We start from the raw sequence: 15,115 nt of genomic DNA on the forward strand, positions 1-15,115 counted from the left end.
GGCCGTTCCGGTCCTTCCGCTTCGAGTCCTTCATCGCCGCCCACCCCGAGCTACACCACGTGCGCACCCGAGTGAAGACCCCGGGGCAGAACGGGTCCCGTGAACGCGGCTTCGGCACGCTGAAGTACGAACGGCTCTACCTGGACGAGATCGACGACGCGATCGTGCTCGCCGAGCGGGCCGAGGACTACCGGATCGAGTACAACGAGCTCCGGCCCCACGAGGCCATCTCATGGAACCGGCCCAAGGAGGTGCACCTGGGCCTGGCCGACCCCACCACCCCGACATTCAAAACCAAGGAAATCCTGCCAACTACTTGACGCGGGACAGAGGCGTTCTGGCTCTTTGGGCTGATGCTGTGCTTGTTCGTGGGACCGGCGCAGGCGTCGTCGCGCGCTTTCCTGGGGCGGTTGGCTCCACCGGCCCGCGCCGGGGAGCTGTTCGGGCTCTACGCCACTGCCGGGCGGGGCATGTCTTTCCTGACTCCGGCGCTGATCGGGCTGCTCATTGGGGTGATCGGTGGGCAGGTCATGGCGATTCCGGGCATCATCATCGTGCTCGGTACGGGGCTGGTTCTGCTGCTGAGCCTGGTGCGCGACCCCTCCGGCCCCGCCGATATGCACGCACACTGAGCACCCACTGACCCGCTCTGGCGCCGGAGACACCCCACCAAACCCCGGGCAGCCCCCGCCCAATCCCTTTCACCTGCCCGGCACCCCATGACGTTAGGTTCTGCATAACCTTATGTACCGCGCATATGGCTATAACGTTATGCACGGTACATAGCGTTATGCAGGATTGAGGAGGGCGGGCCGCGGGCGGTGCGCCAGTGCGGCAGTGTGAGCGGCGGGCTCCCGGTACGCGGTCGCGGGGCCAGCGTGCGGGCGGGCACTCGGCCCTGGTGCTCAGCCGATGATGGTGCGGTGGAAGTTCTCGTGGGAGCGCGACGCCGTCGGCCCCCGCTGTCCCTGGTACCGCGACTGATGTGCCTGGGAACCGTACCCGTGCTCAGCCGGTGAAGTGAGCCGGAAGAAGCACAGCTGCCCGATCTTCGACCCCGGCCACAGTTTGATCGGCAGCGTGGCCATGTTCGACAGCTCCAAGGTGACCTGCCCGGAGAACCCGGGGTCGATAAACCCGGCGGTGGAGTGAGTGAGCAGTCCCAACCGCCCCAGCGAGGATTTCCCCTCGAGGCGAGCGGCGACGTCGTCGGGAAGGGTGACGGTCTCGTAGGTCGCACCGAGCACGAACTCGCCGGGGTGCAGCACGAACGGCTCTTCCGGGTCCACCTCCACCAGCCGGGTCAGGTCGGGCTGCTCCACTGAGGGGTCGATATGGGCGTACTTGTGGTTATCGAAGAGCCGGAACATCCGCTCCAGACGCACGTCCACGCTGGAGGGCTGGATGAGTGAGGGCTCCAGGGGGTCCAGGACGATGCGTCCGGCGTCGAGTTCGGCACGGATATCGCGGTCAGAGAGCAGCACGGGTCACAAACTACCACCGGCGGGAAGTGGGGCCACCCCCTGCGCGAGGAGCACGTCGCCACGGTGAGGCTGGGAAGCGCCAGCCCGACGCCGGCAGCTCCCCTTCAGCACGGGCGTAAAGTTGTCTGCGGCAACAAGTTTCCCAGCGAACGATTGTCCCAGCGAACGTTCACGACGACGCCGGCGCAGCAGGCCGGACAAAAAGGGAGTGGTGCATGGCAGCGGTCCTCTCCGGGTTCACGGTGGTGTGGCTCATCATCGGCGTCGGCTACGCGCTGGGCCGGTTCGGGGTCTTCGGTACTGAGGCGCGGGTGGTGCTCTCTCGGGTGGTGTTTTTTGTCGCCTCCCCCTGTCTGCTGTTCATCACGATCTCCGACTCCCCGATCGCTGATGTGCTGGGCGATCAGTTCTTCGTGGCCGGGATCAGCGCGTTCACCGCCCTGGGGTTGTTTCTGCTAGCCGGGAAGTTTCTGCTGCGCGGGCGCCGGTTCTCCGAGCTGGTGGTGGGGTCCCAGTCGGCCTCCCAGGTGAACGCGGCGAACCTCGGTTTTCCCATTGCGGCCTATGTGCTGGGGGACCTGGCGCTGGCAGCACCGGTCATTATGTTCCAGCTGGCCATCTATATGCCGGTGCTGGTGGCCACCCTGGACTTATCGACTGCCCGGGAGAAGGAGCTCAAACGGGTGGGCCCACAGAGCAAGTGGATGCTGGTGCGGCGGATCCTGCAGACCTTCGTCAATCCGGTCATCATCGGTGCGGCCCTCGGGCTGGTGTTCTCCTGGCAGAGCTGGCATTTCCCGGAGCCGGTGCATGAGGCAATCGAGCTGCTCTCTGGTGCCGCGATCCCGCTGCTGCTGTTGTCGTTCGGCCTGTCCCTGGTGGGCAGCCATCCGTTGGACAAGGCGGCGGGGCGACGTCGGGATGTGTTGTTGGCCTCGGTCATCAAACTGATCGTCCACCCGTGTCTGGCCTTTGTCATCGGTGCGTTTCTTTTCGGCTTGGACGGGCTGATGCTGCTGACCGCGGTGGTGATGGCGTCCTTGCCCACGGCACAGAACGTGCTGGTCACTGCGGTGCGGTACCAGACGGGGGAGACGGTGGCCCGGGATACAGTGCTCATCACCACTGTGCTGGGGATCCCCAGCATGATCGTGGTGGCGTGGCTGTTGGCGTGAGCACTGCAGCCGACCGGCTACCCTAGTGCGGGTGAGCAGCCCGCATCCTCCGAATCCCTCGCACCCTGAGCGTCCCGAGCGTCCGCAGGTGCCGAATCTCTCGGCGCGTGACCGCGATGAGTCGCGCCCGCCGCAGGGGCCCCGCGATCAGAGTGGCCCCGGGTACGGGCCGCGGCAGTCCTCGCAGGGTCCGCACACGCCGCGCCATCAGCAGCCGCAGGGGCAGCCGGGGTTCGAACAGCACCGCTACGGTCCGCCGCAGAACCGCCCGCACGGTCAGCCCTCCGGTCCTCAGCAACACGGCTCGCCCCAGCACGGCGCACCCCAGCACGGCCCCCATCAGCACGGCGTCAACCGCCCCGGTCCCAACCAGCACAGCCCCAACCAGCACGGCCCTCACCGCCCCGGCTCACCCCAGCATTCTCATCAGCAGCAGGGCCCGTTGGGGTTCACCCCTCAGGACCAGGAGGATTCCTCCCGAGGTTTTCCGTGGGGACTGGCTGCCGGCTGGGCGGCGGGTGTCGTCGTCGTGCTCATTGCCGCGGTGGTCGCCATCTGGCAGGTCAACGAGCGGGTCTACACCGCTGAGGCCACAGCCGAGCAGTACTGGGAGTCGGTGCAGAGCGGGGACGGTCCGGCCGCGCTGAGCATGGTGGAGTCCACCCCGGGTTTCATCCACGGCGACGACGCCGCTGACCTCGACCACGTGTTACTCACCGGGGAGCCGCTGGCCACTAGTGCTGAACTCATCGAGGGCGCGACCCTCCAGGAGACCGGAGAGGGCGCCGAGCTGGAGTTCATTGTCGGCTCGGAGAACTACACCACGGAGATCCCGGTAACTCGGACGGGTTCCACGTGGGGTTTCTTCGATGACTGGCAGATCACCTCCAGTGCGCTGACCTGGTTCGAGGTGACGGTCCCCGGTGCCCCGCAGGGTGGGATTGGGCAGGTCACGGTCAACGGGGAGCCGGTGAACCTGGACGAGGAGACCACGCGGCTTTCGGCGTTTGTGCCGACGGTGGCCGATATCGACGTCGACAGCCAGTGGCTGGTCGGCTCCCACCAGCATGTGGTCACCGCCGCGGAGAACAGCGATGACCCGGCCGAACGCATCACACTGGATTTGGAGGCCTCAGAGGAGGCGGCGGAACTGTTGCACACTGAGGTCCAGGAGTACTTCGACGCCTGTGCTGAGCAGCAGGTGCTCATGCCCTCGGGCTGCCCGGTGGGGATCACCACCAACCATCAGGTCGACGCCGACACCATCACCTGGGATTTCCCAGACCCGGAGGAGATCACCCTGGGCTTCGACGCCGAGGGCTGGCACGTCGACTATGAGAACCTCACTGCGCAGGTCAGTTTCGATGCGGTGCATTACCACACCGGGGATGAGCTGGAAGAGACTGAAGAGGTGCCCTTCGATCTCGATATCGCCGTGGGTGCCGATGGTGAGGATCTCATCGTCTCGGTCACAGAGGGTTAGGACGTTGTGTCCGTAGACTTTGCCCGTGACTGAGCAGCGCGCCGAGGACCCCGCCGACCGCCGCTCCGCCGTCGATCCGCACGTCCTTGAGGCTCGCGGCCTCAGCGCGGTCCAGGTGGCCGAACGGCAGCGGCTGGGCCTGGCCAATGTCCAGCCGCACACCACCTCCCGCTCCATCGCGGAGATTCTGCGTACCCACTTGATGACGCTGTTCAACGCGATCATCTTCTCCTGCGCGCTCATCATCATCATTCTGGGCCGCTGGCTGGATTTGCTCTTCGCGATCGCCGCGGTGGGCAATGTCATCATCGGCCTGGTCCAGGAGTACGGGGCCAAACGGAAGCTTGATGCCATCGCCTTGCTGCACCAGGACCAGATCCGGGTGCTGCGTGATGGCATGCTCTGGGAGATCCACCGGGAGCAGATTGTGCTCGACGACGTCGTGGAGCTCAGTCGAGGCGACCAGGTCCCGGCCGATGGCGTCGTCGTCGCCTCCGCTGACCTGGATGTTGATGAGTCAATGCTCACCGGGGAGGCCACTCCGGTGCAGAAGCGTCGCGGGGACCAGTTGCTCTCCGGCACCGCGGTGCTCGCCGGGTCGGGGCGGTTTGTGGTGACTGCAGTGGGTGAGCATGCCCATGCGGTCAAGCTCGCCGCGGAGGCTAAGAAGTACTTGAAGATCAATTCGGAGATTCGCCGGGCGTTGGAGCGGATCGCGTTTTGGCTTTCTATTGCGCTGCTGCCGATCACCGCGGTGGTGTTCAACGGGCAGATGCAGGCCCACGGTGGGTGGTCCACCGCCTGGAGCACCGGTGCCTGGCGGGATGCGTTGGTCACCGCGGTCTCTTCTGTCACGGCGATGATCCCCCAGGGGCTGGCGCTGATGACCACGATCGCCTTCGCGGTGGCGGCGGTGAAGCTCGCCCGCCGGCAGGTGCTCATTCAGGAGCAGCCGGCGGTGGAGATTCTCGCCCGGGTGGATGTGGTCTGCTTCGATAAGACCGGCACGCTGACTGATGGGACCATCGTCTTCCATTCGGCCAGTGTGCTGGATCCTGACGGGCTGCCCACTGCCTGGGAGCGTGGCCCCGCACCGGGTGTCGAGTCCAGTTCGACCCAGGTCGGCACCCCGGAGGCTTGGCAGCAGGTGTTGGCGCACTTCGGTGCCGATGAGCAGGCGAACCCGACCGCTGCCGCGTTGCGTCACCCGTTTACCACTCTGCCTCGGCACCGCCCGGCGTGGCAGGTGCAGTTCTCCTCGATGCGCCGGTTCTCCGCGGTGACGTTCGGTGAGGACGCCGGGGAGTTGGCGGGGCACTGGATTTTAGGTGCCCCGGATGTGCTGCGGGACGGCACTGCGGACCGCAGGGTCGACGTCGCGCGTTTGTTGGGTCACGCTGAGGCGATTGCCGCCCAGGGGTTGCGCACTATGATCCTGGCTCGGGCTCCGCTGGAGGGTCCCATCCGCCCGGAGGACACGGAGGCTATGCGGCGGGGGGAGCAGTTGCCCCAGCGGCTGCGTCCGGTGGCGCTGCTGACGTTTAAGGAGAATGTCCGGCACGACGCCGCCACCACGTTGGAGTACTTCCGGGATCAGGATGTCGCGCTGAAGGTGATCTCCGGGGACAGCCCCCGTACTGTGGCCGCGGTTGCCCGGGAGGTCGGCATGGAGGTGGCCGACGACGGCGTCGACGCGTCCCTGCTGCCTTCAGATCCCGAAGGGTTGCGTTCAGCGATGGCCACCCACACGGTGTTCGGCCGGGTCTCCCCGGAGCAGAAGGCGGCGATGGTCCAGGCGCTGCAGGCCAACGGGCATGTGGTGGCGATGACCGGCGATGGGATTAATGACGCTCTGGCGGTCAAGCGCGCGGATCTGGGGATTGCCATGGGTTCTGGGGCTCCGGCCACTAAAGCGGTCTCCCGCATGGTGCTGCTGGATGGGAAGTTCTCTCGGCTGCCGCGGGTGTTGGATGAGGGCCGTAAGGTGATCGCCAATACGGAGCGCCTGGCACAGTTGTTCCTGACGAAGACCGCCTACGCGGTGATCCTGGGGTTGTTCTTCGCCGTGGCGTTTTGGCAGTTCCCGTTTTTGCCGCGGCAGTTCTCCACCGCTGATTTCATTATGCTGGGGTTGCCGGCGTTTTTCCTGGCGCTGATGCCTAATGCTCAGCGCTACCGCCGCGGGTTCTTGAAACGCTCGGCTCTGTTCTCCGTGGCTCCGGCGGTGGCGATTGTCGCTGCGCTCATTGCGGTCAGCGCTTTCGGCCGGCATTTTGGGGATACTGCCGCTCAGATCCAGACGGCCTCGTTCATCACCTTGTCTTTGGTGGGGTTGTGGGTGCTCAATGTTTCGTTGCGGCCGCTGGATGCTGCCCGGATCAGTCTGGTGGCTGGGCTCTACGTGCTGTTGGTGGCGGTGTTGCTGATCCCGATCTCCCAGGCGTATCACTTGTTCCTGCTGCCCAGTGCGGAGTTGCTCGCCACTGCGTTTGCTGCCTCTGTGTTGGGGTGTGGACTTGTGGAGTTGGGGCACCGGGGGTATCTCGCCGTCGTCGGCCCCGCAGAGGAGGACACGACGACGACGCCGGCTCGCCCCGCTCAGCCTCCGCACGGCACTCAGCCTTCTCACCTCGCCCAGCCTCCGCATGCCGCACCGGCCGCCGAACCGACTCATCCCGACCAGCCGCACCACGGTGACCCGAGCACGTCTGACCACGCTGAGGCCCACCAGCACGGTACTGCTCCGCACGATCCCGGCCAGCAGGCCCCCGGCGCACAGGCTCCCAGCGCGCACGGCACAGGTTCCCCTGACACCGGTTCCCACAGCACCTATCCGATGGGCTCCATCCCACCTACGAAACCTCTGCCGGGGAGGAACTCAGGGAGGAATCAGGGGTGATTCAGGGGCTGCACCCGGTGACAACTGACATCACCACCCGTTAGGTTCGTTCTACAGGCACCACCGGACACCATCGACCACGAGCGAAGGAGCGGAGCATGGGACTCATCTCACTGGGTGTCGGCATCGGCATCGGCTACGTCATCGGGACCAAGACTGGCCGGGAGAAGTTCGACCGGGCCATTGAATCGGCCCGCACCACTGCCGAGGAGACCTGGAACCGCCCGGATGTGCAGGACTTTGTGCACAAGGCCTCGGACACCGCATCTCAGGTGGCTCACGATGTCGCCGAGAGCTCCCGCACCGCCGCCGCCTACGCCTCAGAGGCGGTGAAGAAGGCTGCCGAGCAGGCCGCTGAGGCTGCTGCCAAGGCTGAGGATGCGGCCGAGACCGCGGAGGAGAAAGTCGCCGAGGCGACCGAAGCAGCCGAAGAGAAGGTCGAGGAGGCCGCGGAGGAGTACCGGCCCCCGCAGACCAAAACCACCTACAACGGTGATGTGGTTTCTGACCCGGGTCAGTCCACTGAGCGTAAGGGCACTGACTGGGCCAATGAGGGCGGGGCCAAACCCGCCGACCAGTAGGCCCTGCGCACGTCGGGGGCTGCTGCGCGCATATTCTTGATCCATGCACGCTGAGGCCCAGGCTCCCGAGATCCTCGCGCAGTTCGCCGCCGAGCACATCGCCCCACACCGGGGGGATTTCCGCCGGGCCGAACGGCTGCCGAGCCAGCTGCGGCTGCTCGGGGAGGCACTGGCCGCCTGCCAGATCCGGGTGCAGAAGGTCACCGAGGGCCGGTGGGTGTTCCTGTTCTCCGGTACGGTGATCGGCGGCTGGGCTAACGGGGTCACCACTCTGGCCAGTGCGCATAGCCGCCGCATCCTCAACAAGCCGGGGGCGCTTGAACCGCACCTGGAACTGATGGGGGTGCCCTACCGCCCCGACCCCGAACCCAGCCCCGCACCTGCCGGCATTCCGTTGCAGGCCTATGTGGTGGGGCAGCGGGCTGTCAGCGTGTTGGCCATGGTCCCGCGGGAGTCCCTGGACGATGCGCACGACGACGATCCGGCCACTATCGCTGTGGATCTCACCTCCACGGTGGGTGAGGATATCGCCGACCTCGCGGTGAAAGCCCTGCGTGCGGTCCCTGGCCTCTACGCCGGGGCTGTGGATCTGCGGGTGCAGTCGCTGGAGAACGTCGTCGGCGCCTATGTCACTGGGATCGACGAGGCTGCTTGCATCCTGCCTCACCACTTCCCCACCCTGGGTCCGGGCCGCCCGGTCGCCGGCGCCCTGGTGGAGGAGATCCTGTTCACTGCGGCACTGTGATGCGCCCTGGCAGCGCTAGCTGGCCGTGCTGGTTCAGTGTGCTGCCTGGTAGCACCCTCGGGTAGCGCTACGCTGTACCGCATGAGCCACTCCGCTGCTCCCCCGCCGCCTCCGCCGCCTGCGGTCCGGCAGCGCCCCTTCCCGGAGCTGCACGAAGGCGCTTCTGCCACTGAGCGGTTTATCGCCGAGGTGGTCGAACCGCAGTACGGTCAGCTGCGCCAGTGGACCTCCACCATGCCGCATGCGGAACTGTTGCAGCGCGCCGCGCGGCGTAAACGCATGACGATCAAAAAGATCACTGAATCGAACCAGTTGTTCTTCCTCTCCGGCGTCGTCGTCGGCGGTATGGATGGGGTCATCACGTCCCTGGTGTCTCACCAGGCGCGCCGGGTCTCCCGGTCTAAGGCGATGACCAAACGGTATCTGGATGCCGCGGAGGTGCCCACCCCGAAGGGTCGGGCGATCAATCCCACGGATTTCGCCCGCGCGGTGAAGTACATGAAGTCCCTGGGCAAGCAGGTCACGGTGAAACCGTCCTCGGGCCGGGCGGGTAAGGGCATCACGGTGGATGTCACCCGGGAGTCGCAGCTGCGGGCGGCCTGGCAGTCGGCCATGGCGGCCCGGTCGGCGACCTCCGAGTCGCGGTACCTCATTGTGGTGGAGGAGTACACCCCGGGGCTGGATGTGCGTGCCTACGTGGTGGGTTCCCAGGTGGTGGCCGCAGTGGCCCGGATTCCGCTGTATGTGGTGGGAGACGGTGTCAGCTCGGTGGGGCGACTGGTGGATGCTGAACTGGCCCGCCGCAGCACCAACGAGCACCTGCGTCCCCGTCAGCCGCGGGTCGACGACGCCTTTCTCGCGCCGGTGGGCTTAACCCGCCAGTCGGTGCTGCCGATGGGCCAGATGCGCTTCCTCACCCAGATTGCCGACACCACCCGCGGCGGAGGCCTGGCGGTGGATGTCTTCGGCGCGCTCTCCGATGAGGTGAAGGATCTGGCCGTGGACGGGCTGTGGGCGATCCCGGGGTTGGGTGCCGCGGCGGTGGATCTGCTGGTACCGGATCTGTCATCGGCCGAAGGCGCGGTGGTGCTGGATGTGAACCCTTACGCCAACCTCACCCAGTTCCACTACCCGGCCTACGGGGAGCCGCGGAAGGTCAACGACGCGATTATGGACGAGATCCTCGAACGCGCCTCCCGCTGATCCACCACAGAGAGCACCAAGCTGACCTGCACTTTCTGTCCAGCCCGCAGTAACCTGGCATCACCAGACTGGGAACTGCACCGGGCTGCGAACTGCCTGCGAACCGCGCAGAGAGCGCAGAGAACTGCACCGTGAGCCGGAAAGGGAGATCTACACATGGCAGACGACACCATCACCAGCTACGGGCATGAGATCTCTCTAGGGGACGTCAAGGCCGCCCTGGAGTCGCACTCGGATGTGGTCGAGGCCGGGGTTTGCTCGGTCAGTGATGATCGAGCCGGTCAGGTCCCGGTCGCGTTTGTCGTGCTGAACAAGGCCGGCAAACGCAAGATCGACAAAGGCCGCCTTCCCCCGGATGACCATTCACAGTCCCGCCCTATCCCGCCCGGGGAGAAGAAGCTCATCGATGAGCTGCGCCTGCACGTGGCAGATCAGGTGGCTCCGGACGCTATGCCTAAGCGGATTCTGCCGGTGATCGACATCCCGAAGAACCGCGAGGGCGACGTCGTACGTGAGGTTCTGAGTAAGCTCTATCAGGGCGAGGAGATCGACAATCCCGATGAGGTCTCCAACGGTGCCTGCTTGGCGAGTATTAAGAAGCTTTGCCAGGAGCGTGGCACCGCCGCCGGATAACGGGTTGAATCGGGGGTGACGCCCCGCCAACTGAAAGAGAGCTTGAGTTGACCTCCGACCGCGAGTTCGGTTTCCGCACCCGCGCCCTGCACGCTGGGGCTGTGCCCGACGCCGTCCACGGCACCCGTGCTGTGCCGATCCACCAGTCCACGTCGTTTGTTTTTAAAGATACCGACGACGCCGCCAATCTCTTCGCGCTGCAGAAGTTCGGTTCGATCTATTCGCGGATCGGGAACCCGACGGTTAATGCGTTGGAGGAGCGCTTGGCGTCTTTGGAGGGCGGCATCGGTGCGGTGGCTACGGCCTCGGGGATGAGTGCGGAGTTCCTGGTGTTCGCTGCGCTGTGCCAGCAGGGGGATCACATTGTGGCCAGCTCTAAGCTCTATGGCGGCACGGTGACCCAGCTGGATGTGTCTTTGCGGCGTTTCGGCATTGAGACCACGTTTGTGAACTCGGATGAGGCTGCTGATTTTCAGGCCGCGGTCCAGGAGAACACCAAACTGATCTTCACTGAGGTGGTGGCCAACCCGAGTTCGGATGTGGTGGACCTGCCTGGTCTGGCTGAGGTGGCGCACAACCACGGCATCCCGCTGGTGGTGGATTCCACGCTGACCACCCCGTACTTGTTCCGCCCGATTGAGCATGGTGCGGATATCGTGACCCATTCGGTGACCAAGTTCTTAGGTGGGCACGGAACCACCTTGGGCGGTGTGATCGTGGAGTCCGGCACGTTCCCGTGGGATAACGGCAATTTCCCGCAGATGACCGAGCCGGTGGAGTCTTATGGTGGGCTGTCTTGGTGGGGGAATTTCGCTGAGTATGGGTTTATCACCAAGATCCGCGCGGAGCAGTTGCGTGATTTTGGGCCGAGCCTGACCCCGCAGGCGGCGTTCCAGCTCATCCAGGGTGTGGAGACGTTGCCGCAGCGTATGGAGGAGCATGTGGCCAATGCTCAGCGGGTTGCTGAGTGGTTGGAGGCTGATGATCGGGTCGCCTATGTGAACTATTCGGGCTTGCCTAGCCACCGTCACCACGCTCGCGCACAGCAGCTGTTGCCCCATGGTGTCAGCTCGGTGTTCAGCTTTGGTTTAAAGGGTGGGCGTGACGCTGGGGCTGCGTTCATTGAGAATTTGCAGTTGGCTTCTCACTTGGCGAATGTGGGGGATGCGCGCACTTTGGTGTTGCACCCGGCTTCGACCACGCATCAGCAGCTGACCGGTGAGCAGTTGGCCGCTGCGGGGATCCCGGATGACATGGTCCGGATCTCGGTGGGGCTGGAGGACGTCGAGGACATCATCTGGGACCTGGATCAGGCTCTGGATGCCGCGGTGAAGGGAGACCAGTGATGAGTACGACGACGACGCCAGCACCTGAACACCCCCATGGCCTCTGGGAGGAGCCGGGTCCGGCGAGGCGGTTGCAGCTGCTGCGCAGTGCACAGTCGGTGGCGATCGTGGGGATGAGCGATAAGCCTTCCCGCGCGAGTTACTTTGTGGCGACCTACTTGCAGTCGGATTCCAGCTATAGGTTGTTTTTTGTCAATCCGCGTTTGGTGGGGAAGACGGTGCTCGGCGAGCCGGGGTACGCCTCATTGAAGGATCTGCCGGAGGCCCCGGATATTGTGGTGGCTTTCCGCAAACCGGCGGATCTACCTGCCTTGGCGGAGGAGGCTGCGGAGGTCGGGGCCAGAACGTTGTGGGTGCAGTTGGGGATTCACTCGGAGGAGGCGATGCAGCGGGCCACGGATTTGGGTTTGAATGCGGTGCATAACCGGTGCATCAAGATCGAGCACGGCCGGTTCCATGGCAACCTGCATTTCGGTGGTTTCGACACTGGCGTTATCAGCGCCAAACGCCAACTCCGCGACGCCTAGCACCATCGACTCTCTCGCCGGTCGCCGCCGAAACCGGAGTCCCGCCGAGCGTTGCTGTTCCCGGCGGGAAACCGCTAGTTGCGGCGTCGTTCTCCGGCGGCGCGGCGGGCGGCGGTGATGTAGTCCAGCGGGACCATGGTGTCGTCGTCCACCCACCCTTCGGTGATGAGCCGCAGCACCAGGCGGTGGTACGGGCCGGCACGTTCTACTGCGGTGGCGTAGGCGTAGCCACGGAGGGCGTCTTCGGGCGTGTTGTGGGCCCGGAACTGCTCAGTCTGCTCAGTTCCTTCAGTCTCCGGCTCGGTGAGGAACCGGTCGAACCCCATGGTTTGTTCGAACATCGCCTGTCCCAGGGCGGTGCGTCCGGGGTTCCAGCTCCCCAGGGCCGCGAGCGCGAACGGGATGTAGACCAGCAGGAACACCCCGGCGGCTTGGGAGACGGCCTCAGGGAGGAGGGGTTCAGCGAACATGTACGTTCCCCATACGATGCCGGCGACTGCCACGGCTAGGAATCCTAAGCAGGTCAGTGGCATGATGACTTCCCGCCGGATCCATCCGCTGGGTCCGCCCACGGGTCGGCGGTAGAGGCGTTCCCGGTCGGCGTGTTTGAGGATCTGCCGTTTGATCTGTGATCCCCATAGTCCACGGTGGTGGGGTGTCAGTTCGGTGCGCTCTTCGCTCTGGAAGAGCTGGTCGAGCAGGGTGCGTTCGTAGTCGCGCAGCGGATCGGTGGTTTCGCGGCTGCGGTCCCGGGCGATGACGTAGTGGTCCCCCTCAGCCGGGGTGACCCCGTCGCGGACGGCGAAGAGCCCCCGGTAGATCGTATGGTCTGGCCCGGCACCCTCACTGAGCGCGGAGAGTCCTGGGGAGTTCTCGTATTCGGGAGCGGCGACCACGCGGATATGTCCGCGGAGGGTGAGGTCGACGACGACGGCGGCAACTCCCTCATCCCCCACCAGCCCCAGTTTCAGGGCCCCGGCTTCAGCCGGTGGTAGCCGGGCGGGAACAGACGGGTAGGCCTCCACCTGGGTATCGGGACTGCCTCGCAGGGGGCGGGCGGGTTGGCTGGTTTCGGCGCCCTGGGGTGGCAGGGCTCCGTAGGGCAGTCCCTCGTAGCGGTAGTGGCGAGCGAAGTACCACCGCCACAGCGCGAAGAGCACATAGACCAGGATCCCCACGATGAGCAAGGGCAGCCAGTGTTCGCGCACCCACGGCATGTATTCCTCCGCGAGCCCGTGGAACCAGCCTCCCTCACCCATGGCACCACCATACTGAAGGTGACCCCTGACACCATCACCATCCCACCGCTTGGTATCATTTTGGTATGGCTATGACACTGCGGCTCCCAGAAGACGTGGAGAAGGAACTGGATGCTATTGCAGCAGCTGACGGCGTCTCCAAGCATTCCTTGCTGGTCGAGGGCGCTCGCGTATTGGTCGAACAGCGGAAGCGTCGGGCGCTGATCGATGAGGCGGTGGATTACGTGGACCAGCATCATGGTGATGTCATCGACCGACTCTCGAAGACCTGATGGTACGGATTGAACTCGATGAAGCACTGACGCTCCTGGAACGCAAGGGGCTTCACGTTCGCGACGCCGGACTGTTGGATTCAGCCCTTGCTCGGCCCGCCGCCACGGCCTTCGGTGAGCCTGCTTACGGGACGGTATCTCTTGCCGCCGCGGCGCAGACGGAATCACTCGCGCGTAATCATCCGCTGTTTGACGGCAATAAACGCACCGCGGTCTACTTACTCTTCGTTTTTCTCCGTCTCAACGGATACTTACTGAAGGTGCCCGACGACGCCTTGTACACATACATCCTCAACGTCGCCCAGGGGAGTCTCACCTTGGAAGAGTCGGCCGCGTTCCTCCAGAAGCACATCACCCCTTGGTCTCGGTGACCGCCCGCTTCCGCTTCAGCGCGCGTTTTAGAGTATTTACCACGCTATTGCTTGGCGCCGACTCCTGGTGAAGTAAGGAGGTCATCTCTCCTCCCTCGTCTCAGGGGTTACTTATGAATATGTTTCGGACGCTGCGCCAGCGTGTGGTGGGCATCTGCTCCCTTGGTGTTCTGCTGTGTGTTGGGCTGCTGAGCACGGCTCCTGCGGCTCAGGGGCAGGGTACTGGTCCAGAGCATGTGACGTTCACGGTGACCATGGAGGGAACCACCAGTTTCCGCTTGGGTGAGGGGGCCTCTGCGGCGATCTTTTTAGAGCCCTCGGATTGGAATGCGGAGAGCCTCGGCGAGTGGCACGGGGTTCTCACCAGCAGCACCGGCGGGGGTGGTGAGCCGGAAATGCTCGGCGAACTGTATTTGGCTGACTTCGCTACGGAGATTTCTCTGCCCGATTACTTGCACTCCCCGGGTACGTATTACTTGGGTGTCCACGCCTGGGATTACCAGGGCGTCTACCCGGATATCTATGCCGATCACCTCATGACAGTCACCGTGTTGGCGGAGGACTGGGAAGAGCCAGAACCCGAACCGGAGCCGACGACGCCGGCACCCACCGAGGAACCTACCCCCGCCCCGGAGCCAGAACCTACGGACGAACCGGAGCCTTCCGAGGAGCCGAGCCCCACAGAGTCACCGGAACCCACCGAGTCTGCAGAACCTACCGAGTCCCCTTCTCCCACTGCGACGCCGACCCCGGAACCAACAGAACCGCCTTCCCCCACGAACACACCCTCACCGACTCAGTCCCCGTCCCCGGAGCCGTCCCCTATGTCGCGCGTCAGACTTAGTGGCAGGGCCGTTATGTAGGTCCTGAAGGAGAGTCAGTCATGGGTAGACCACCCTCGATTCCGGCGGAGAAGAAGACCCGGATAGTGCTGAGCGTGCTGGCCGGCGAGATGTCCATCGCCGAAGTGGCACGCAAGGAGAAAGTCAGTGAGCAGTCCATCGGACGGTGGAAGGCCGAGTTCCTGGAAGCCGGCAAGACCGCCCTGGTGGCCGGCAGGTCCGGACCATCCTCCCGAGAGGAACAGCTGGAGGCCGAGGTCGCCGAGCTGACCCAGGCCTTGGGCGAGGCACACCT

16 protein-coding genes and 1 pseudogene are annotated in these 15,115 nt (G+C 64.8%); 15 read left to right on the plus strand and 2 right to left on the minus strand.

The window, feature by feature from the left end:
* Both H578_RS15275 and H578_RS15775 read left to right on the plus strand, forming a co-directional pair.
* The coding region (locus H578_RS15275; protein ID WP_156837333.1) for an integrase core domain-containing protein at positions 1 to 320 on the plus strand (320 nt) is incomplete at its 5' end.
* 27 nt (positions 321 to 347) lie between these two features.
* Positions 348 to 632, plus strand: a pseudogene (locus H578_RS15775) (MFS transporter); the annotation flags it as partial.
* A gap of 273 nt (positions 633 to 905) precedes the next feature.
* Here the strand turns inward: H578_RS15775 and dcd are convergent.
* Positions 906 to 1,484: a dCTP deaminase gene (gene dcd / locus H578_RS0111565; RefSeq protein ID WP_022873838.1), complete on the minus strand. Its 579-nt coding sequence runs from the start codon at positions 1,482 to 1,484 to the stop codon at positions 906 to 908.
* A gap of 215 nt (positions 1,485 to 1,699) precedes the next feature.
* Here dcd and H578_RS0111570 point away from each other — a divergent pair, with 215 nt between their 5' ends.
* The 9 genes from H578_RS0111570 to H578_RS0111615 all read left to right on the plus strand — a co-directional run bounded on the left by H578_RS0111570 (position 1,700) and on the right by H578_RS0111615 (position 12,076).
* A complete protein-coding gene (locus H578_RS0111570; protein ID WP_022873839.1) occupies positions 1,700 to 2,659 on the plus strand; it encodes an AEC family transporter in 960 nt (319 codons plus the stop codon).
* Positions 2,660 to 2,690: 31 nt separating this feature from the next.
* Positions 2,691 to 4,142 (plus strand): hypothetical protein, encoded by a 1,452-nt coding sequence (locus H578_RS0111580; RefSeq protein ID WP_156837334.1) that lies wholly within the window; start codon positions 2,691 to 2,693, stop codon positions 4,140 to 4,142.
* Between the two features lie 25 nt (positions 4,143 to 4,167).
* A complete protein-coding gene (locus H578_RS15055; RefSeq protein ID WP_022873842.1) occupies positions 4,168 to 7,041 on the plus strand; it encodes an HAD-IC family P-type ATPase in 2,874 nt (957 codons plus the stop codon).
* 98 nt (positions 7,042 to 7,139) lie between these two features.
* Positions 7,140 to 7,622 carry a hypothetical protein gene (locus tag H578_RS15780; protein ID WP_022873843.1) on the plus strand — a complete coding sequence of 161 codons (483 nt, stop codon included), beginning with the start codon at positions 7,140 to 7,142 and terminating at the stop codon, positions 7,620 to 7,622.
* Between the two features lie 43 nt (positions 7,623 to 7,665).
* On the plus strand, positions 7,666 to 8,367 hold the full coding sequence (locus tag H578_RS0111595; protein ID WP_022873844.1) for a hypothetical protein: 702 nt from the start codon (positions 7,666 to 7,668) through the stop codon (positions 8,365 to 8,367).
* A gap of 81 nt (positions 8,368 to 8,448) precedes the next feature.
* Positions 8,449 to 9,570, plus strand: a complete 1,122-nt coding sequence (locus H578_RS0111600; RefSeq protein WP_022873845.1) for an ATP-binding protein — start codon at positions 8,449 to 8,451, stop codon at positions 9,568 to 9,570.
* Between the two features lie 156 nt (positions 9,571 to 9,726).
* Positions 9,727 to 10,203, plus strand: a complete 477-nt coding sequence (locus tag H578_RS0111605; protein WP_022873846.1) for an AMP-binding enzyme — start codon at positions 9,727 to 9,729, stop codon at positions 10,201 to 10,203.
* A 47-nt stretch (positions 10,204 to 10,250) separates the two neighbouring features.
* Positions 10,251 to 11,549 (plus strand): O-acetylhomoserine aminocarboxypropyltransferase/cysteine synthase family protein, encoded by a 1,299-nt coding sequence (locus H578_RS0111610; protein ID WP_022873847.1) that lies wholly within the window; start codon positions 10,251 to 10,253, stop codon positions 11,547 to 11,549.
* Complete coding sequence (locus H578_RS0111615) at positions 11,549 to 12,076, plus strand: CoA-binding protein (protein WP_022873848.1); 528 nt, start codon at positions 11,549 to 11,551, stop codon at positions 12,074 to 12,076. Before H578_RS0111610 ends, H578_RS0111615 begins: the two co-directional genes overlap by 1 nt.
* 74 nt (positions 12,077 to 12,150) lie before the next feature.
* Here the strand turns inward: H578_RS0111615 and H578_RS0111620 are convergent, their stop codons facing one another.
* Entirely contained in the window at positions 12,151 to 13,335 is a 1,185-nt protein-coding gene (locus tag H578_RS0111620) for a DUF2207 family protein (protein ID WP_022873849.1), read from the minus strand.
* 65 nt (positions 13,336 to 13,400) lie between these two features.
* Here H578_RS0111620 and H578_RS15065 point away from each other — a divergent pair, with 65 nt between their 5' ends.
* From H578_RS15065 to H578_RS0111640, 4 genes are all read left to right on the plus strand, one after another.
* The gene (locus tag H578_RS15065; protein WP_156837335.1) at positions 13,401 to 13,607 is read left to right on the plus strand and encodes a hypothetical protein; all 207 of its coding nucleotides are present in this window, start codon (positions 13,401 to 13,403) and stop codon (positions 13,605 to 13,607) included.
* A complete protein-coding gene (locus H578_RS0111630; RefSeq protein WP_022873851.1) occupies positions 13,607 to 13,978 on the plus strand; it encodes a type II toxin-antitoxin system death-on-curing family toxin in 372 nt (123 codons plus the stop codon). Before H578_RS15065 ends, H578_RS0111630 begins: the two co-directional genes overlap by 1 nt.
* Before the next feature lie 119 nt (positions 13,979 to 14,097).
* Positions 14,098 to 14,841, plus strand: a complete 744-nt coding sequence (locus H578_RS15785) for a hypothetical protein (RefSeq protein WP_156837336.1) — start codon at positions 14,098 to 14,100, stop codon at positions 14,839 to 14,841.
* Positions 14,842 to 14,861: 20 nt separating this feature from the next.
* A partial coding sequence (locus H578_RS0111640) for a transposase (protein WP_022873853.1) occupies positions 14,862 to 15,115 on the plus strand: 254 nt, incomplete at its 3' end.

The sequence above is a fragment of the Nesterenkonia alba DSM 19423 genome (assembly GCF_000421745.1).
GTDB lineage: Bacteria > Actinomycetota > Actinomycetes > Actinomycetales > Micrococcaceae > Nesterenkonia > Nesterenkonia alba.